Here is a 19,249-nt window from a genome sequence, read left to right as displayed (position 1 = left end):
GTATACCGGGGCGGTCACACCGCCACTCAAATGCACAATATCGGGACTCCGAGAACCAGAACGTTCGAGACACCCTCTCGAACCGCTGTGGTGTCTCGGTCAACAAGATAACTCCGAGTCCTCATGCCGAGGATAGGAGTAACGGCGGTGTGGTCCCGCCAGTAGCCTAGTCATGCCGACCGGGTTACGAACCAGCAAATATCCCAACCCAGCGGTGCGGTGCCGTGGGAAGCCTCGCCGTTCACATCGGGGAGGAGGTCACCGACGTGCAAGACAGCTCTTTGACGGGTAGCTAACACTGCTCTTCTGGAGATGTGACCCGAAGTTCGTCCTCGACTTCGTAGAAGTAGCCTCGCTCGAGGAGTCGCGTAAGCGCGTACTCGACGTCCCGTTGCTCGAGTGCTAACTCTGAATCAGAGAGCAGCACGTCGGTGGCATCATCGTACTCGATCACCTGAACAGCGGCTTTTCCATTATCAGGTGGATCTGCATGGGAGCACAGTAAGTCGTAGCACTCGCGAATCCACTCCGGGAGTGGTGGTCGTGGATCTGTGATGCCAGCCATTGCAGTTCTATATGCTCATTTCGGCAGTGATCCGCTTAACAGTACCCGTCGAATACGGGTTTTCTCATAATTGGCTGCAGGTACTGTGTCTGCGTCCCGACTGTTTCAGACTAGACTCCACCTGAATGATCGCCTTTCGATGACCACTGAGCGGACTCGAGGTGCAAATTCCAGCGACTGCAGCGGGGTACCTCTCACGCGCGTTGAACTCTCACCGTTGTTTAGATATCCCGTATCGAACGCGGACAGACGATATTCTCATCCGCAATAACGTCGTTTTGTCTGCCTTAAACCGTCTAATTCGCGATTTTGATTGAAACCGTCCCCGGGGTTCATATTCATCACCGGGGTGGGGTGTGCCTGACACGCGGTATAACAATAAGGCATGAAACGCGCACTCACACTTGCACTGACGGTCGCATTGATCGGGAGCCTCACGTTCATAGGATTCGCCGGAACAGCAGCTGCAGACACTCACATCGAGAACGACGCTGACCTCGACGAGCAAGAGGCGGAAGCGACGACGGAACAGGATCAGGAGAACGACCAGGACGCTAGCAACGACGCTGAGGTCGACCAGGAGCAGGAACAGACCCAGCAGAACAAGCTCTACCAGGGCGGCAACATCGCGGCGACACTCGACGGTAACGCCGACGCTGGCAACGACGCAGACCAGACGAATGTCGGATTCCAGGGCATGGACGCTGATCTCGACCTAGAAAACGCCCAAGAGTCCGAACAGGATCAGGATGCTGACACCGAAGCCGAAAGCGAATTCAGACAGGAACTCGACATCGAGAACCTCCTGAGCATCCTCTAAGGTCGCTGTCGAAACCACACCCTGATTTCGTTCCGCGTATTTTTGCGTACCTGACTCGAGTTCGATGAGCCGGCTCTCAGTGCCGTTGATGAGTAGTATAACCGCCTAATCGAAGGCACTGTGCTTTCACGGACAGAAGCGACGGGTCTGGTCCGGCAGAAGACTCTGACTCTGTGTTCGTTGAATCGATTAGCCCCACTTTCCGGTCTAATACTTAGTTATAATTCACTGGCCAAATACCAGAGTTTTTACTACTACCGGGACACTTCCATTATCGGCCACCGGTTTACCTATGTCTAAATAGTCGCCGTTTGTCGAGGGGATCTCGTCAATAACAATCAGGGGCTGGTCAATTTCTCGGCGAAGCATTTGTCCGAGGGCCTTCGCACAGTTCTGGCGTGTGACGACAACCACAGGAAGTGACGAGGGGATCGAGTGAAGTGCGGCCGCGAGCGCTCCAACAACGATTTTGAGGCGTTCATACATCAGGGGTCCGACTTCGTCAATCGAGAGCGCGATGCCGTCGATCGCATCGGGGTCATGGAGGTCGGTGAGTGTTTCGAGGGCGACCTCAAACCGGCGCTCAAGTTGATCGTCTGAACAATCCACAAGGTCAGAAACAGCAACGACGGGTGCATTTCGTAAAGGCAACAGCGACAGATCAAGCGAAACGGTGCGGCCGCTGAGCTTTATCGTCTCTGTCCCTGCGCCAGCAACGGTCGCGCGAATGTCCTCCGTGGGATCGAAGACTGACCACGATCGGACGCGGTCGTGAGTTGCAATCGCGGCTGCGAGCATCCCACCAAGGTCGTTGTACGCGAACGGATCTGCCGGTGGCGATGCGATAAGACGACCGACGCCGCCGCTGAAAACAACGCTGTTCAGATCGAGAGGTTCGTCAGGAAGGGTACCGATTGCGAGCACACGCGTAAGAGCGTCGAATGGCGGGCCCGTACACAGGTCAACGATCAAATCGGCCATCGTAACTGCGAGCGTCTTAAGAGCAGCCTTATCCGGTGAACTGCCAACGGTGATTGGTAGGTTGACTGCTTCTACAATTGTCCGCGCGGGCGGAGAAATCGAAGTAACCCGGTCTGCGTCATCGAACGTGACGAGACGACCGCCGATGTCCAGACAGCGGGTCTCTCTAACAGTGACATTGTTGTCGTTTGATTCCGCAGCGTCGAAAATAGCCACGTTCGTCGTCCCACCCCCAATATCCACATTGGCGACGCATCCACCGAGTTCAGCGGCCCGAGCCTCTGCACCCGAGCCCCGACCGGCGAGGACAGCTTCGAGCGATGCGCCAGCTGTCGCCGCGACGAACTGGCCGGTATTGTCAGCAAGTCGGTGGACCAGCGGTTCGGCGTTCTCACGGCGGGCGGTCTCGCCAGTGACGATCACTGCCCCCGTGTCGATCTCTGCCGGCGTGACACCCCCTGCTGCAAGTTCGCTGTCTATGATCGCAGCCACCCGATCGACGTCGATCGTCTCAGGATCGACTAGCGGCGTCTCGCGGACCGTTCCCCGGTGGACGATCTCGCGGTCGGTAATGGTCGGCGAAGTACCACTGCCCGGCAGCGTCTCGACGCGTAGGTGGCTAACGACCGCATGGGTCGTGGTCGTCCCAACGTCCACACCGATGCTCGTCAGTGTCTTCGAATGGTTACTCACGGATTGTGCACCTAGTCCGGTTTGAATTCACGATCGTCCTCGCGGAGGTCGATCCCACTGGCTTCCTTTTCGAGCATCTCAGCGATCAGGTCAACGAGTTCGGCGCCGGCCTCAATCGGCGGCAGGCCACCGTCGTGAATGTTCGAGATGACGGACTTTTTCGCAGTCGGCATGCCGCGTTCCGACCCGTAGGCGAGGTACGCGCTCAGGCTCTCGGCGCTCTTGAGTCCGGGGCGCTCTCCAATAAGAATGATACAGCAGTCGGCATCGAGTTCCTCGCTGATCGCGTCCATCACGTTGACGCGGCCATATTCGACGAACACTGGGGTTCCCACCTCGATGTCGCGATCGGAAAGGCCGTCGCGCAGAACCGGCAACAGCTCCGGGGCGTTCATCTCGACGGCCGTCGAGGAGAGCCCGTCGGCAACGACGACTTGGACCTCAGGTTCGTGTTCGCACTGATCATGTAAGATATCGATACTGTTGGCGGCGAGTTCTCGGCCGAGGTCGGGGCGGGCTAGGTACTGGTCTTTGTCTACGACTCGCGTCTCCAGATGTACTAGGTCAAGTTCTTGGATCACATCGCTGTCGACGTGCGAGAGGACGGCGTCGCGCGCAACGCCGTGATCCGCCCTGAACTCAAGCAGGGAGTCGGTTCGCGGGCGCGGGCCAGCGCGGCCGACCCCCACCCGCGTGGGGGTTCGATCGACAATGTGGCGGAGGATCTCTTCGTCGGTGCAGTCCTCGATCAGGTCGGTCTCGCGGGGAGAATTGTTTTTGAATGACATGATCACGTGAAGATGGTCGAGTCACCCGCTCGGTCGGTCAACTGGCCGTTCTCCCAGAGCGACATCTCCTCAAGCCACTCCCGGAACGCGGGCGTCGGCTCGAGGCCGAAGATCTCCCATAGCGTGGCGGCGTCGTGGTAGCTGTTCGACTGGTAGTTCAACATCACGTCGTCTCCCATCGGCACCGTAATGAAGTAGTTCGTCCCCGCGGCAGCAAGCAGGACCGAGAGATTCTCGATGTCGTTCTGATCCGCCTGGATGTGATTGGTGTAGCAAGCGTCAATTCCCATCGAGATGCCGTGGAGTTGACCCATGAACACGTCCTCTAGGCCCGCACGGATGACCTGCTGGCCGTCGTAGAGGTACTCCGGACCGATGAAGCCGACGACGGTGTTGACAAGGAACGGGTCGTACCGCTTCGCGAGGCCGTAACAGCGCGCCTCAAGTGTAAGCTGGTCAATTCCTTGGTGGGCGTCACTAGAGAGTTCTGCGCCCTGGCCCGTCTCGAAGTACATCACGTTCGGTCCCGACGATCGACAGCGACGCTGCGCGAGGTCGTGAGCCTCGTCGAGCAGAGCGACGTCAATTCCGAACTCGTCATTGCCAACTTCGGTGCCAGCCAAGCTCTGGAACACCAAGTCAGCGGGCGCACCCTCGCGGATAGCGTCCATCTGTGTGGTAATGTGAGAAAGACAGCAGTTTTGCGTCGGAATACCCCATTCCTTGATGAAGTCGTGGGTCGCCTCGAGGATTCGCGTTGTCGTCTCTACGGTATCGGTGACCGGGTTGACGCCGATCACCGCATCGCCGACGCCGTAGGCCAGCCCTTCTCGGGTCGCGTCAACAATATTGTCGACATCGTCTGTGGGATCATTCGGTTGCAGTCGAAACGAGAGTGTACCCGACTCACCGACAGTCGTATTGCAGCGGGCCGTGACCTCCATCTTTGAGGTGACGAGCACGAGATCCATATTTGACATGAGCTTCGTCACTGCGGCAATCATCTCGCTCGTCAGACCAGGCCGAATCGCCGCGATCTCGTTCTCGCCTGTTGCACTATCGACGAGAAACTCGCGGAGGTCAGCAACTGTCCAGTCTTTTATCCGATCATAGATCGGTTCTCGGACAGCGTTCTGGATAACGCGCGTTACCTCATCCTCGTCATACGGAACAACCGGATTCTCCCGCAGCGTTTCGAGGTGCATACCAGCGAGGGCGCGTTTGGCCGCAACACGCTCGGCATCCGATTCGGCCGCGATCTCCGCCAGTTCATCGCCTGTCTTCGGTTCGTTGGCTTTCGCGAGGACCTCGGCGATAGAGTTGAACTGATCCCCGGCAGAGGAATAACTGGTTTGGACAGTCATAATTGGTTTTATTTTTTAATCGGGACATGGATTTTTGTTCGCTCTGTCCGTCGGATAAAGGTACGTCACGAACATATCCAATTGTACGATATATGATGTAGCCAGCCACAAGCCAGCCAATTATTGCTGCAACGTACACAGCAATATCTAAGCTCGCTAGCGTTGACTCACTAAGTTATACAATCGTGTTGAGGTTATTTAATATCGTGGGTTTATTTCAGTTTTGGTGAGTTTCCGTGCTGAATTTATTCCCGTGTTGGTTGCGGCTCGAACGAATCGATCACAGGCAGATTTCTGGTCAAATTACCGTTTGCGCTGAATCCTTAAGCGATAACATGTACTCTTTCATTCTCCCTGTGGATCTCATTGCTACCTCCATCTCACCCAAGAACAGACAAAATGTACTCTCTCACTCTACTGTCCGATCGGATCCCCCATCTATCCAATCACTAATCTACAGACTGAACAGGGCGAGTTCCTCGGGGCTTGTCCCCGAGGCACTTCACTCCGAGTATGAGATCGATGTACCGATTGATGCTGCGCTGTCGGCACTCGAGAATTTGCATATGAGCGGCAAACTGGACATAGAGTCTCTTCGCCAGAATGCAGAACCAAGGCCTATTGTGACTCATCGGGAAAGCTCTCTCTGGTCGGCCTACACACCACCGATTCAAACGTTTCTCGGGGTTTGATCCCGAGGTGGTTCACTGGCTGCGCTGAAAAGAATACCAGTGAATAATATTGCTTTTTGGATATGAACGATGAGAATTCCCACGTCAAGACCACTTCAGAGCACGGACTCGATTCCAACTTTGATTCGCTCGGTTCCCGGAATCACTTCGTTCTCGAGCGCGACGACTTCAACGCTCGAGCAGCGTCGGGGATTGCCGAGACGCTATCGACGCGAGCAATGACTTTCGAGGTTGCCACTGAGGTAGTCGTTGATACGGACTAGTAATATATCAAAATTCAGTCCTAAGACGCAGAGAGAATCACGCTACGGTTTTATCAGGTTCCAAGGCCGCTACGTGTTTCTCGACATCCACATCACCTGCCCTATCGACTATCACTGTATAGCCTTTGTATCGGAATTCAACTTTGGACGGACCCCTGTCAGAGTCACTCGATTGATAGAGCGAATCAAGTGCGTCCGTATCAATTGCAGAGTGAATTGGTGGTTTGAGTTCTTCCGGTTGAACTCCTTCACGTTTGGCGATTTTCTCTACAATCTTCAGACTGAGTGATTGAGTAGTCTGCACAATCACCGTTGCCATGAACCAACATATAAAACCAGATGTTCTTCTAATGACGTGCGTCAGACAACCGGTTATGAACAGTTTTCATGAAGAAGTCTATCATTATAGGAAACCTGTGATTAACGCAAAATAGAATTACTTATTCAGAAGATAGTGTCAATCGGTATTTTCGCCTGTTCGGTCCAGCGGAGATCACCACCTCCATGCCACCGGAGCAATGGTAAACCGCTCGAGCTGAAGGACTACGACAGCGACCGAGAGACGTTGGTGCTTCGGCACCGTCCCGAGCGACGATCTCGTCGAGTTCATCACCTCCGGTCCGGTCATGGCGATGGTCTGGGAGGGCCAGGACGCCACCCGGCAGGTCCAGGCGATGATGGACGAGACGGACCCCGCCGAGTCCGACCCCGGCACCATCCGCGGCGACTTCGGTCTCGACCTCGGTTGGAACGTCATCCACGGCTCCGGCCACGAGAGCGAGGGCGCAAACGAACGGGAGATCGACCTCTTTTTTCCGAGGACGAACTCCAGGATTACGATTGGATCATCGAGACCTGGCTAAACGAGTAGCTAGCCGGTCTCGCCGAGGTACCCCGACACGAGCCGTTCTTCCGCCCGACGCAACCGATAGGAGAGCGTCGACCGTGGCACGTCGAGCTCCTCGGCCAGGTCGTCCAACGTGACCTCTCGCGGCGTCCGGTAGTAGCCGTGATCGAGGGCTGCGCGCATCGCTGTCCGCTGGTCAGGGGGGAGCACCACCGATCCTAAGGAGTTGTGTCCCCACCCCTCGGCGTTGCGGAGGTGACCCATACGAAAGGCAAGTCCCGCCCGCAGATTCGCGTCGAGAGCGTCGTGCAACAGGCCCACATTCTCATCGGACTTCATGAAGATACGCCAGCTGTGACGGTTCTCCCGACGCGAGGTGCAGTAGAGCGATCCGTGGGGGAGATACCGACCGGCGAGTGTCTGAACGGATTCACCGTCCTCGACGTCCTCGACGTGGGTGTAGATCACCCGCTCGTCGTCCGAGCGGTCCAGCACGTCGTGGTACCGCATGGCCGAACAGTCCGCCTCGGTCACTGACGCCGTCCGTACCGTCTCGTCGAGGCGGAGTCGTTCGACCGCGTCGAGCGCCGCCGTCGGACCGATCAGGCGCTCGATGCGCCAGAAGCGGTCCTTGGTTACACAGCCGTGTAACGCCTTGGCGACGAGTGTCGGATGCTCGATGAACACGTCCATCACCGGATCGGAACCCGTCTCGTACACGATATCGAACGTGAACTCACGCATCAGGCACCCTCCCGGTCGTCGTGGGACACCACGAACACACTCCGGGAGTACGTCGGCCAGCGCATAAGGTTTCCCTAAGGTCGAGCAACCGACACGAGTTGTCGCTCGACAACTCAATTATTATTTATGGCCGTCATGTGAGTGTTACTGCCTCGCATGAGCACTGACGAACCCAGCAGCACGGCCGAGAAGCACGGACACGAACACCACGAGGTAGAGGGACCGGGCTATCCGACGCCCGCAGCGATGCGGACCGAGTCGGAGCGCGAGAAGACGGCGTTCGTCATCGCGCTCCGTGTCGGGATGGACGTCGACGGCTCCGACTTCATCGGCGTCGTCGACCTCGACCCCGAATCGGACACGTACAGCGAACTGGTCGACACCGTCGAGATGCCGAACAAGGGCGACGAACTCCACCACTTCGGCTGGAACTCCTGTTCGTCATCGTGTCACACCGAGGGACTGATGCGCGATCACCTCATCGTCCCCGGACAGCGGTCCTCCCGCATACACATCCTTGACGCCGAGGACCCGCGTAACATGGAGATCGAGAAGGTCATCGAACCCGAGGAGATCTTCGAATACGATCTGTCTGCGCCGCACACGGTCCACTGTGTCCCCGGTGGGAAGGTCGTCATCAGTATGCTCGGGGACGCCAACGGCGAACTCCCCGGTGGCTTCCTCCAGTTGGACCAGAGCGACTTCTCCATCGACGGCCACTGGGAAGCCGACCGCGGCGACATGGAGATGAACTACGACTACTGGTACCAGCCCCGTCACAACGTGATGATCTCGACGGAGTGGGCTGCGCCGAAGACCTACTACCCTGGCTTCGATCTCGACGACGTCGAGGAGGGCAAGTACGGCGACAGCATCCACATCTGGGACTGGGAGAACAAGGAGCACCAGCAGACCCTGAACTTCGGCGAGGAGGGGCAGATTCCGCTGGAGATTCGCATGCCGCACGATCCCGAGGAGACCCAGGGCTACGTCGGTGCGGCGCTCTCCTCGAACATCCTCCGCTTCTGGGAGGAGAGCGACGGCGTGTGGGAGTGGGAGAAGGTCATCGACGTCGAGTCCCGCGAGCATCCCGACTGGGACATGCCCGTCCCCGGTCTCGTGACGGACATCGTCCTCTCACTGGACGACCAGTACCTGTTCTTCTCGAACTGGCTGCACGGCGACATGCGGATGTACGACGTGAGCGACTTCGGCAACCCTCGGCTGGTCGATCGGATCTGGACCGGTGGTAACTTCGCCGACCGACAGGAGATTCAGGGCACTGAAATCCGTGGCGCGCCTCAGATGCTCCAGCTCTCCCGCGACGGCAAGCGCATCTACTGGACGACGTCTCTGTTCTCCTCGTGGGACAACCAGTTCTACCCCGAAATCGGCGAGAAGGGGTCGCTAATGATGAAGGCGGACGTCTACCCCGACGAGGGACGGATGGAACTTGACGAGGACTTCCTCGTCGACTTCGGCGACGCCCCGGGTGGCCCGGCCCGCGCCCACGAGATTCGCTGGCCCGGCGGCGACTGCACCAGCGACGTCTGGCAGTAGATGCATCGGGTCACTCTCGAGTGGCGCGACGGCCGGGAGGCGACCGTTGAGGTGGCCGAGGGGGAGACGGTCATCGACGCCACCGAGCGCGACGGCCTTGGCGTCCCCTACGGCTGTCTGCACGGCGCCTGCGCCACCTGCACCGGGCGTCTCCTGGATGGCGACCTCGTCCACGTCGAGCGAGCGAATGGGCTGAAACCCCGGCACCGACAGGCGGGCTACGTGCTCCTCTGCATAGCTGAACCCCGCTCCGACTGCCGAATCGAGGTCGGCGCCGAGGTGCAGGCCGACCTCGTCCCAAACCCGTGGAAATGAACTGAACTGAAATGAGACGACTCGCCCACGCGGCGACCGTTGCCTCCCTCGCCGCGCTCCTGTCTGAAACACGGATATCGATTTGAACAAAACTGGCATAGTATACTCAATCTAACACTCAGAGACCGATGCGTCGGACGTCGAACGTTCCGGCGCGACTAATCGACCACGTATGAAACGGACAGTCGTCCTCGGCGGCGGAGAGGCGGGCTTGATCGCTGCGGCGTACCTGGAGCGCGCGAGCGAGACGAACGTAGTCGTCGTTTCCGAGCGGGAGCGCCATGTATTCTCGTTCCAGCTCTACCGGGTGATCAAGGGGATGCCGTTCGATGGGGCGACGCTTGACCTACGGGACGCGTTCGCCGACAGAGATGTCACTGTCGTCCGGGATCACGTCCGGTGGCTGGACGCAGCTGAGAAGCGGGTTGACCTGCGGAGCGGGTCGATAGAGTATGACACCCTCCTGATCGCGCTCGGCGGTGTGACCAGACTCGACGCCGTCGACCGCAGTCGCGTGTCGGACGTTCGGACAGACGCCAGGGAGATTCAGCATGCAGTACACTCCGGGAGTGTTCGCGATGTCGTCATCGTCGGTGGTGGCCCGGTCGGCGTCGAGACGGCGGCGACGCTTGCGTCGCTCACGATCGACCTCGACGTCTCGCTAATCACGTCAGGCGAGCACCCGCTCGCCGATTTTCCGGAGCGTGCGGGACGCATCGCCGAAGGAGAATTAGGGCGACGAGGCGTCGACGTCCGGACAGGGACACGCGCGACAGAAACGACGGACGACGGCGTCGTGTTGGACGGGGAACGCGTCGAGCGAAGCGATCTGACGGTCTGGGCGGGCGGAGTGGAGCCGAATCCGGTGATCGAGAATTTCGACCTCCCGCGGAACGAGTGCGGCCTGCTCGTCGACAAGTACCTCCGCTGTCGGGACGCCGACGGCACCTACGCGGTCGGAGACGTGGTCGACTACCCCGGAAAGGTCACAGACGGCTATTCGGCGGGGCTGGAAGCCAGACGAGCCGCGAAGAACGTGCTGCGGGACCTCCGGGAACGGCCGCCGAAAGAGTACGACGAGCGGTGGCATCCGAGAATCGTCTACCTCGGTCGGACCACCGCCCTGTTCGCGGCGGACGGGATCGTCCACTGCGGGACGTGGCCGGCGATTCTGCGAGCCATCGCCGCCAGGGGCTACCCACTCTTCTGGAACTACGTGTACTGACCGTGTCTGACTTGCTCAACCGCGCTCAACTGGATGTTCCGTGTTGAGGAAGGTCAAAAATAGTTCTAAATATGCCCCCGAACTTCGTGCCAAATCGCGGATTATAGTCCAACGCGGCCTCAACGAACCAAGATCTGAACTCAGTGTAACCATCTGCCTCGTACACTATACTAGCAGGTATCGTCGAGAAATCACCATGACGTGCAAAGTATACACCGAAAGTTTCGATTTGAGGAAGTGGCTGAATATCGGGCTCATCACTTATTCCCAACTGATCGTATGTTCCACTTTCGAGGAATACGTTGTGTATGTCCGCTAAGACAAGGTAGCCAACGAGTTGCCGCCAATAGTCGGCCTTGAACGTTGCTCTCCCTGTCACCTTTACATCGACGAGCATGCCATCAAGAATTACATCAGCATCGGCTCCACCAACAAGAGAGGAGCCGAGTCCGAAGGCTGGATTTAGGTGAGCATTCTGACCATTGAGAGACTCTGTTGTCTCGGAGATTTTGTTTCACCAGAATCGATAACAATACTAACCGTGCTATAGCTCTCCTATGGACTAGCTCAAACGGCAATATGATGAACTTTTATCTAATTTAGAGTTTTCCATTTCGAGAGTGGTTCTCTTGCGCGGTGTTTTACTGGAAATAGTGGGAGGGGGTGTTCCGTCATTCTCGCCCAAATCCTCTCGCTCTCTTCCGATTCTAGTTTACTGGAAACGGTGGTGTCCGTATCCTATAAAAAGGATCGTTTACTGGAAATAGTGGTGTGAAGCTCTTCACAGAGATCGAATTCGTCAGGATAGCCCTCCGTATAACAAGTATTCTTTCTATAAACTGGAAACAGTGGGGTCAATATCGAATAGCGGAAGCAGTGCCCTATAGTAGTTATACTGTAAATACTGGAAATGATATAATTCAGTAAGCACACGAGGAACGGTCGTTGCCCCGCGGTTTCCACGTCAGCGTCCGTCGGCTCGCCCGTCCTCGGCGTGTGGGTCTATATCCAGCGTGGCTCAGACGTCCGATTCGGTGGTGGCGATGGTTGTCGCCAGCGATTTGGGGATGAACTCGAATTCGTGTTCGCGCTCGAGATGGGTGACGACACTGGCCGTCACCCAAGAGTTGAGGCCATGGATCGCTAATTGCAATCGATACCTGTGTCGAACACTGACCGACAGCACGATCTCGTCGTCTGGGGGGCAACCGGCGTCGCTGGCCGCCTCGTCGCCGAGTATCTCACTGCACAGTACACACCAGACCAGCTCTCGCTCGCACTCGGCGGTCGCAGCGAGAGTCGACTCCACAAATTGGAAACAGCACTCAGAGAACGGCGTTCTGCGTGGGATGACATCCCGATCGTCATCGGCGACGCAACCGAGCCTGAAAGTCTTCGCGCCATCGCCGAAGACACGCGTGTCGTTTGTACGACGGTCGGCCCGTACACGAAGTATGGCACACCACTCGTCGAGGCATGCATCGCCGCTGAAACGGACTACTGTGATCTGACGGGAGAGGTGAACTGGGTGCGGGAGATGATCGACCGATACCACGACGACGCGGTCGAGGCAGGCACTCGAATCGTCCACAGCTGTGGATTCGACTCGATCCCCACCGATCTCGGTACGAAACTCGTTCAATCGTTCGCTATCGACGAGTTCGGGACTCCGTGTGATATGGCACAAATCTACCTGGAAGACAGTCGCGGTAGCGTGAGCGGTGGCACGATGGCCAGTGCAATCGAAGTGTTTCGCGCTGCGTCGACCGATCCGCTGGCCCGGCAGACGCTTCGGAACCCGTACTCGCTGGCACCGAAAGGTGAGCGCGACGGCGTTGATCCGGGTGCACAGTCCGTACCGAAAAAGGACCCACTACGATCGGTGTGGACAGCTCCGTCGCCGATGGCGATGGTGAACGAACGGGTCGTTCGACGCAGCAACGCGCTGCTCAGGTATCCGTGGGGGCGTGAGTTCGAGTGTACAGAAGTGCTGCCCATGGGCGACGGCCTCGTCGGCCTGGCACGTGCAAACGCTGTCTGGGCGGGGATCACGGTCGCTACTGCTGGGATGGCGTTCGGACCAACACGAGAAGGATTACGTCGATTCGTGTTCCCGGATCCAGGCGAAGGGCCGACGAGAAAGCAGATCGAAAACGGGTATTTCACCGTCCGTGTACTTGGCCGTGGGACCGCCACTGACGGCCCGTTCGTCGTGGCGAGTCAGATTAGCGCCGATTGGGATCCGGGGTACGGCGCGACCGCGAGGATGCTCAGCGAAGCTGCGATGTGCCTGGTGCGCGACCAGACAGACTCACCGCTCGAAGGGGGGATTCTCACGCCGGCGTCAGGTATCGGTGACCCACTTGCTGACAGGCTTCGGCAGGCGGGACTGGATGTGGAGGTTGATGTGTGGGATCGTCCGCCCGCATAACGGGAGTTGCTCACCAGAAGCTATGCCATGTGCGAGGGCGACGTCATCGCCACGCTCGCTGAATCTCGGTAAGTGATTCAGCTTGAGGCCACTATCCTCGAGGAGTTCGTCAGAAGCCTCGACGAGCGCCTCGTCAAGGCGTACTGTGGTGAGAAACACGCGCGCGGAAACGGCGACTGCCGTTTCCAGCGCGCTGGAACCTCCACACGAACCGCTGTGACAACCGCAGGAGAACACGAATTCACCCTTCACCACGTCAAAGACACTACTGCTACCGACGACGATCCGACCTATTTCCGTCCGCTCGAGACTGCTTCAACCCCACAAGGGTTCGTCTGTAACTCGAAACCTCGAGATTGTCCCACCGACGCAAGACGTCGCTTCAACCCCACAAGGGTTCGTCTGTAACCATGCCGGAAACCCGGCCATAGGAACCGTTACTTGCCGCTCACACAAATCGGTTTCCGTCGACCTGCAATAACCGACAAAACTCTGGGAGTCGACGGAAACAATGACTTCGACACCCGACCACTGGCTTCTCAGCGCATCCTCTGGATTTGCTCAACTTCGTCACGTTGTTTCCGGAGACAGTTGACGTCTTCAGACAGTTCCACAGGAGGGTCACTCGAGGAAGACCGACGATGACCGATCGAGTGACGTACAAACAAGTAGCCGTACTAGGCAAACCGCCGCTTTCATGCAGGGTTTCAGTGTGGCGTGGAGAGTGTAGCCCTTCTCAAGGGTTGTGAATTGCCTAGAGACACCCTCGAGTGTGGACGTCAGGTGTCTCCGGACTCGAGGCTCTCTCCGGGAATGTCGGCGTCGTCCATCAACAGAACACGGCGCTCGGTGTACTCGAGGCCGTTCTTTCGTTGTCGCCTCTTTTTTACGGCTAACCGGCTCTTCGAGAGTTCGAGTAACGCGTCGATCGTCCGAGAGACCAACTTCTTCGCATAGGAATCACTGACGCCCGTCTCTTGGCGACGGATCCAGTGTTTCAGATCGCCAGCACTGACGTACTCGCGAACGCCAGCGCTCCCTTTCCGCCACGGGTTGTCACCGACGTTCAAATCGATACGCGCCTTCCAGAGCTTCGCAGCAAGCCGTGACGGTAGTGAGGACGTCGTTGCACGGAGCATATCCTCATCCATCTTCGCGAGTTGTTGAATCGGGAGCAGGTCCGCGTGTGAGTGAGCAACGTCTCCACCACGCTCGAGTGGATCCTCGCTCTCGGGGAGTCGGAAGTAGCGTTGCCCGTCGTCTTTGCGGATGCGTTCGAGGCGGCCATCCACGACGTCGATCTCACCTTCGTCGACGTGATCCTCGAGGAGATGCGCACCTTTCTCGAGTTCGCGTGCCTGGAGTTCGCCGACGCGGTCTTTGTTCGCGTTGAGTTTCTTCTCGTGGGCGTCCAGGCGTGCCTCGATTGGCGTCTGGGTTTCTTCGAGGGCCTCGAGGCGTTCCTCAAGGTGTTCGTTTTCCAGTCGGGTCTCCTCGAGGGTAGTCTCGAGGTTCGCAATGCACTCGTCTTTTCGGGTGAGTTCGGACTCGAGGGTCTCGACGCGCTCGCGAAGTGCCTCGAGTTCGTCGGCGAGTGTTTGGATCGTCTGTGCAGTCGGTGCGAGACGGTCTGGGTTCGTGCTCATGTGATGTCTGGGTTCGGTGGTAGTTTGGTCGACAGAGCTGGCGCTGGCTGGTGATCAGAGTTGGGAACGCTGCTGAGAGCAGTAGACCGAAGACTCGAGAGCCGCCTCGAGGATCCACAGTGGGTCACCCCCAACGTCGCCGTCAGGTCTCTGTGATCGGGACGGCCGGTGTCGGATCGATCGGGGACTGGGGGTGGGCACCTCATCTTGATCGACGAGGAGCGGTCGTGATCTACTGAACTGGATGGTCAACGCGATCCCGAAGTGGTGTGCTGACTGAGTTAGCCACTCTCGGGGTGACGTCGACAGTCATGGTTCGCGAGGTCGTCGATCGAGTCGAACGGCCTCGAGCAAATATCGCAGTAGTGGTCCTGGGCAGTAAGAAACGACTCACAGACGTTGCCGCCATCGGGAATAGCAGACTGTCTCCGTGGATCTGGGTCGATCTCACGGGCGTCGTGTTCCTCGAGTTGTTCTCGTACGTGGAGGTCGAACTCGGTAATCGGTTCACGGCCAGTTTCTCGCCACTCGCCAGCACGGCGTTCGTGTTCGATCCGCCAGGCTTCACCACCGGTATCGGGGACGATCGTCACACGTCGACGGCGGCCGGTGATCGACGTATATTCGAAGACAAATTCGACGGCCGTTTCGGTGGACTGGTCACAGCCGCCGTCGGTTGCGATACGTGGGTCGTCATCGGCATCGACGAGAAGAATTCCGTCCTCGGTCTCGAGAGTGTGGGCTCGGGTATCGTCGCCGGCGATAATGATCTCCGAGCCGTCGGTCGCTTCGATGCCGCCCGGTTCGTAGCCGGCGACGGCGCGGACCTCCGCTTGCAGGCGCATCTCGCGAGCACCTTTGCGCTCGAGTTGCTCGGCACGCTTTAGGACAGCTTCGTGATCGTTGACGAACGTCATTGGTCGCCCACCTCGACAGCGCCGACGATCGCGTCAGCCATCGTCTTGAACAGGTACTGCACTTCGAAACCGCCGCGACGGTCGGTGATGTAGTCGATCCAGTCGTCGATCGTCTTCTCGACGTCCTCGAGGTCGTAGCGGAAGGCGCGCTCGCCGTTCTCGATAACGTGAACGGACTCGTCGGTCGTCCGGTAGACGTGGTGTGCACCCTCGTTGTCGATGCCGATGGGGATGTAGTCCGCGCGTGGGTCGGTAGTCTGTACTTCCGAAACCGTTTCGTGGGTTCGCGATTGAACACTCATTGCTTCTCTCCAGAAGCACAGGTCCGGTGCTCCAACACCGGGCCGAGAGTTTCTCCCGGCCACCCCGTGCTTCACAGAACTTAGTACATTTGCTAACCAAATAAAGATTAGCATTTGTTCTAACATTAGCTTATTCGATAATTACTAGAATATACGCTAAGTATTGCCCGGGCAGAGGTGAGCAAACATTACAACCAGCACAGCCGAACGGGGTCGTATGTCGAAGACTCGGGCGCTCCTCACGGAGACTGAGCGAGAGCAGATCGCCGGCGAGCACGGAGACCAGCGACGCTACCAGGCGACATCTCGTGTTCGCCGGCGCATCGATGAGGAATTGTCGAAGGATATCGAAGTCCTCGAGGAACACCACCCGGAGCTGCTTGAGGAGCTTCGCGATGTCACCTGCGAGGAGCGAGATCACGATGAGTAACCAGCAGCCATTGTCGGATCTCAAGGTTCGCGAACAGCCGCTTGCCCAGGTTCGCGACGCACTCGCCGCACTCCCCTAGTCGCCGATCGGACATTGATATGTTCGGTACTGAGATTGGTCACCCTCAGCAGCAGCTCTGAGACGATTCGTACACACGAACCCAGCTTTTTCAAGTGAGATCAACATCGATACGTAGGCAGATCGCCTAAAGAGGCACAGACAGGTCGTTTACTTTGGAATCCCTAAATTGACGACGTGCACACGACGAGTCACGGCTCGTGTGCATATTCGGGAATCGGATTCTGACAACGTGCAACCCCGAGAGGGGAGATCAACTGTAAGAAAGAAAGGTCCCATATTCGTATTATAGTTGGTTTTTGATTCTAACTAAAACGAAGTCAATATACTATCAAGCATACCTAATGATATTCATGAAACAGAATGCATTCATAAGTTGGATGAGTATAATAGCCAGGAAGGGTTTTCTCCCTCTCTCTGGTGTATTCTTAGTAATATTAGCTTTCTATTATACTGTTCTAACCACATACGCGGGAACAACGCGGAATGTTTGGCTCTATCTTTCCTATAATCTGCTCCGACCATTGTCCTTAAGTTTACTTGGAGGATATATCTTATCTCATTTTCTCTGGACAAATTGGCTATCTAATAAGACTTCGGTTAGGGATACCAATCCAACAGTTATCAAATTATACATATCTATTGGCATTTCATCTATTTTTCTCTTTTCAAATCCGCGATTCTACTTAATTTTCGTTGATATAATAACAAACTCAGCTACGTCTCCTGGTCAAAATCAACTTGAAATTGTAACAACCGCGATTGTTGGTGCTGGCGCTGTGTTAATATATGAAGCGATTAAAAAATATCTCTCTGGAAAGTTACATAAAATAATCCCCCTATTTATAACAGTTCCATTGATATCAACAATAATATACTTTCTATCCAACTATCCAGTTCCAGAATATGATATATTTATTTACATTCCCGGTATAACAGCTGGCTTAGTGATCAGTTTCTGGATCGAGGATCTTTCAAAGATCTTCGGAAACACTGAGGCAGATAATACTGAAGCACCAGAAGAGGATACATTGATTCACATGACCAACATAATGACTGGCTTAGTGATCGGTCTCTGGATTAAGGATATTCTGAATTTTTTCAGAAATACTGAAGAAGATGATACGGAGGTATTGGATGAAGGGATAATCAAAGGAAAAGGCGATACCATAGAGACTGGCAGTGAAAATGGTGTGCCGAAAGAATGACGGTATAATCGGAAGAGATTCCGCCCCTTCGTTTCGGGTAGCTGAACTGGATTTCTGCTACGCGGAGGCGGAAAAGGAGCGCTGTATTTTTAACGCTATCATCTTAGCGATATACAGCGATAGCTAATCGATTCTTTAGAAGCCGCCGGGGGTGAGCCGGCGTCAGAGCTCCCCATCAGATGGTGGTGTATCAATCGAATGGGTGTGAATCGAAGATCTGTGTCGACTATATAGGGCGACGCTAGAACGATCTCCGATCAGTAGCGGCTGGATGTCTCGATCGAACGGAATCTATCGGCAACGACAGTACTCCTCCCCTGTCGTGCGGATCATTCAAGCAAGGGTCATTAAGACTACTGGCCGTCAGAGCGGCCTCCTAAGTGAACTCGACAAGAAGGATTATTGAGGTCCCAGTCTCAGGCTACCAGTAGATAGGGCCTCTATGATTCCAGTATCGGCCAGTCCATTTTCCTAGCGCGACGCGCGCTCTGCGCGCCGCGCAATTACCCTGTCCCCTTAGGAGCATACCGCCATTTGACCCATCTTTCGACAAAATCTAAGCCGATTTCGTAACTCATTGAGCCTGGGGAGGTTATCAGACCATAAATAACGAGACCAATTAATGTAGTGTTTGATTGAGTTACTGCTTTATTCCACGATGCCATAAAATACAACTTCTCTGGAGGCAAACGCGGAGAGAAATCACTTTTTGAATATGATATCTCTGTCACAAGTGCTTTTGCAATCAATAGGCCTGCATCAAGTGAGTAGAACAATAACCCAAGTGTTATTGAGATAATATAGTCTGTCATCGAAGGGACTCCAATCCATTGAAAAAATTGAACAAATCCCATCACAATCCATCCTGAAACAAAGATATTGGCGATATTGATGACGTTAAGTCCCCTGTCAATCGAAATATAGAGATTTCGCGTCTCGTCTAGGCCGTAACGCCCGGCGATTGTCCATTGACGCTTGTCTTCTGACGTGGCATCTGAGTTATCCATATGCCGTTCGTAGATGTCGCAACATTCGTTCCGGAAGGATAGGAGTGTTCCATCTCCAAACAACTCATTTAGTTGCTCCTGTTTCTTCCGTACCGGATGATCGAAAATCTGGTCCTCTTGCCCCCCCCCATGATATGATTCACATCTATTTACATATTTGAAAAGATTCCGGCATAGGGTGCGTTTCGATTGCTTCGACTGGAGATCCACAGTGCGGAGGCGGGGGTGGAGCGCTGTAATTTTTTGTGCTGTCCCCTTGGAAACACTCCAGAGCTGCCTCTTTCACTTTCACTAGGGTGAATGTTGGATAGTTGAGAGCTAACGCGTGAATCATGGGCTATTTTCAGGAGAGACCTACGTCAATCTGGCAGCG

18 protein-coding genes and 2 pseudogenes are annotated in these 19,249 nt (G+C 56.1%); 9 read left to right on the top strand and 11 right to left on the bottom strand.

The annotated features are described in order from the left end of the window. Positions 1–292 precede the first annotated feature (292 nt). Positions 293–565 (bottom strand): hypothetical protein, encoded by a 273-nt coding sequence (locus GCU68_RS17180; protein WP_152943837.1) that lies wholly within the window; start codon positions 563–565, stop codon positions 293–295. Between the two features lie 385 nt (positions 566–950). On the opposite strand from GCU68_RS17180, the gene GCU68_RS17175 reads away from it, so the two are divergent. Then, on the top strand, positions 951–1,385 hold the full coding sequence (locus GCU68_RS17175) for a toxin transporter (RefSeq protein ID WP_152943836.1): 435 nt from the start codon (positions 951–953) through the stop codon (positions 1,383–1,385). 225 nt (positions 1,386–1,610) lie between these two features. On the opposite strand, the gene GCU68_RS17170 is transcribed toward GCU68_RS17175, so the two are convergent. The 4 genes from GCU68_RS17170 to GCU68_RS17155 all read right to left on the bottom strand — a co-directional run bounded on the left by GCU68_RS17170 (position 1,611) and on the right by GCU68_RS17155 (position 6,485). Next, on the bottom strand, positions 1,611–3,059 hold the full coding sequence (locus GCU68_RS17170) for an ethanolamine ammonia-lyase reactivating factor EutA (protein ID WP_152943835.1): 1,449 nt from the start codon (positions 3,057–3,059) through the stop codon (positions 1,611–1,613). An 11-nt stretch (positions 3,060–3,070) separates the two neighbouring features. Beyond that, on the bottom strand, positions 3,071–3,847 hold the full coding sequence (gene eutC, locus GCU68_RS17165) for an ethanolamine ammonia-lyase subunit EutC (RefSeq protein WP_152943834.1): 777 nt from the start codon (positions 3,845–3,847) through the stop codon (positions 3,071–3,073). A 2-nt stretch (positions 3,848–3,849) separates the two neighbouring features. Continuing rightward, entirely contained in the window at positions 3,850–5,211 is a 1,362-nt protein-coding gene (locus GCU68_RS17160; RefSeq protein WP_152943833.1) for an ethanolamine ammonia-lyase subunit EutB, read from the bottom strand. A 992-nt stretch (positions 5,212–6,203) separates the two neighbouring features. Then, positions 6,204–6,485, bottom strand: a complete 282-nt coding sequence (locus GCU68_RS17155; protein ID WP_152943832.1) for a HalOD1 output domain-containing protein — start codon at positions 6,483–6,485, stop codon at positions 6,204–6,206. A 271-nt stretch (positions 6,486–6,756) separates the two neighbouring features. On the opposite strand from GCU68_RS17155, the pseudogene GCU68_RS17150 reads away from it, so the two are divergent. After that, positions 6,757–7,037, top strand: a pseudogene (locus GCU68_RS17150) (nucleoside-diphosphate kinase); the annotation flags it as partial. On the opposite strand, the gene GCU68_RS17145 reads toward GCU68_RS17150, so the two are convergent. Beyond that, positions 7,038–7,757 carry a helix-turn-helix domain-containing protein gene (locus GCU68_RS17145; RefSeq protein WP_152943831.1) on the bottom strand — a complete coding sequence of 240 codons (720 nt, stop codon included), beginning with the start codon at positions 7,755–7,757 and terminating at the stop codon, positions 7,038–7,040. Positions 7,758–7,913: 156 nt separating this feature from the next. Between GCU68_RS17145 and GCU68_RS17140 the strand changes: the two genes are divergently transcribed. From GCU68_RS17140 to GCU68_RS17130, 3 genes are all read left to right on the top strand, one after another. Then, entirely contained in the window at positions 7,914–9,317 is a 1,404-nt protein-coding gene (locus tag GCU68_RS17140; protein ID WP_152943830.1) for a selenium-binding protein SBP56-related protein, read from the top strand. Continuing rightward, positions 9,318–9,632 carry a 2Fe-2S iron-sulfur cluster-binding protein gene (locus GCU68_RS17135; protein WP_152943829.1) on the top strand — a complete coding sequence of 105 codons (315 nt, stop codon included), beginning with the start codon at positions 9,318–9,320 and terminating at the stop codon, positions 9,630–9,632. It abuts the gene before it with no gap. Positions 9,633–9,804: 172 nt separating this feature from the next. Next, entirely contained in the window at positions 9,805–10,857 is a 1,053-nt protein-coding gene (locus GCU68_RS17130; protein WP_152943828.1) for an NAD(P)/FAD-dependent oxidoreductase, read from the top strand. Positions 10,858–10,882: 25 nt separating this feature from the next. Here the strand turns inward: GCU68_RS17130 and GCU68_RS21080 are convergent, their stop codons facing one another. Continuing rightward, complete coding sequence (locus tag GCU68_RS21080; protein WP_161991518.1) at positions 10,883–11,254, bottom strand: hypothetical protein; 372 nt, start codon at positions 11,252–11,254, stop codon at positions 10,883–10,885. Positions 11,255–12,019: 765 nt separating this feature from the next. On the opposite strand from GCU68_RS21080, the gene GCU68_RS17125 reads away from it, so the two are divergent. Both GCU68_RS17125 and GCU68_RS17120 read left to right on the top strand, forming a co-directional pair. After that, entirely contained in the window at positions 12,020–13,288 is a 1,269-nt protein-coding gene (locus tag GCU68_RS17125) for a saccharopine dehydrogenase family protein (RefSeq protein ID WP_152943827.1), read from the top strand. A 27-nt stretch (positions 13,289–13,315) separates the two neighbouring features. After that, positions 13,316–13,597, top strand: a pseudogene (locus GCU68_RS17120) (ISH6 family transposase); the annotation flags it as partial. Positions 13,598–14,067: 470 nt separating this feature from the next. Here the strand turns inward: GCU68_RS17120 and GCU68_RS17115 are convergent. From GCU68_RS17115 to GCU68_RS17105, 3 genes are all read right to left on the bottom strand, one after another. Further along, positions 14,068–14,934, bottom strand: coding sequence for a hypothetical protein (locus GCU68_RS17115; protein ID WP_152943826.1), 867 nt, complete (start codon positions 14,932–14,934; stop codon positions 14,068–14,070). 281 nt (positions 14,935–15,215) lie between these two features. After that, positions 15,216–15,851, bottom strand: a complete 636-nt coding sequence (locus GCU68_RS17110; RefSeq protein WP_152943825.1) for a hypothetical protein — start codon at positions 15,849–15,851, stop codon at positions 15,216–15,218. Continuing rightward, positions 15,848–16,153 (bottom strand): hypothetical protein, encoded by a 306-nt coding sequence (locus tag GCU68_RS17105; RefSeq protein WP_152943824.1) that lies wholly within the window; start codon positions 16,151–16,153, stop codon positions 15,848–15,850. Before GCU68_RS17105 ends, GCU68_RS17110 begins: the two co-directional genes overlap by 4 nt. Positions 16,154–16,370: 217 nt before the next feature. Here GCU68_RS17105 and GCU68_RS17100 point away from each other — a divergent pair, with 217 nt between their 5' ends. Together GCU68_RS17100 and GCU68_RS17095 are read left to right on the top strand one after the other, a co-directional pair. Next, complete coding sequence (locus GCU68_RS17100; RefSeq protein ID WP_130501926.1) at positions 16,371–16,583, top strand: hypothetical protein; 213 nt, start codon at positions 16,371–16,373, stop codon at positions 16,581–16,583. A gap of 431 nt (positions 16,584–17,014) precedes the next feature. After that, a complete protein-coding gene (locus GCU68_RS17095) occupies positions 17,015–17,869 on the top strand; it encodes a hypothetical protein (protein ID WP_152943823.1) in 855 nt (284 codons plus the stop codon). A 503-nt stretch (positions 17,870–18,372) separates the two neighbouring features. Here the strand turns inward: GCU68_RS17095 and GCU68_RS17090 are convergent. Then, complete coding sequence (locus GCU68_RS17090; protein ID WP_152943822.1) at positions 18,373–18,876, bottom strand: hypothetical protein; 504 nt, start codon at positions 18,874–18,876, stop codon at positions 18,373–18,375. Positions 18,877–19,249: the final 373 nt, after the last annotated feature.

This window comes from Natronorubrum aibiense (genome assembly GCF_009392895.1).
GTDB lineage: Archaea > Halobacteriota > Halobacteria > Halobacteriales > Natrialbaceae > Natronorubrum > Natronorubrum aibiense.
The sequence above is the reverse complement of the archived record's forward strand: the minus strand, read 5'-3'. Positions and strand labels throughout refer to the sequence as shown.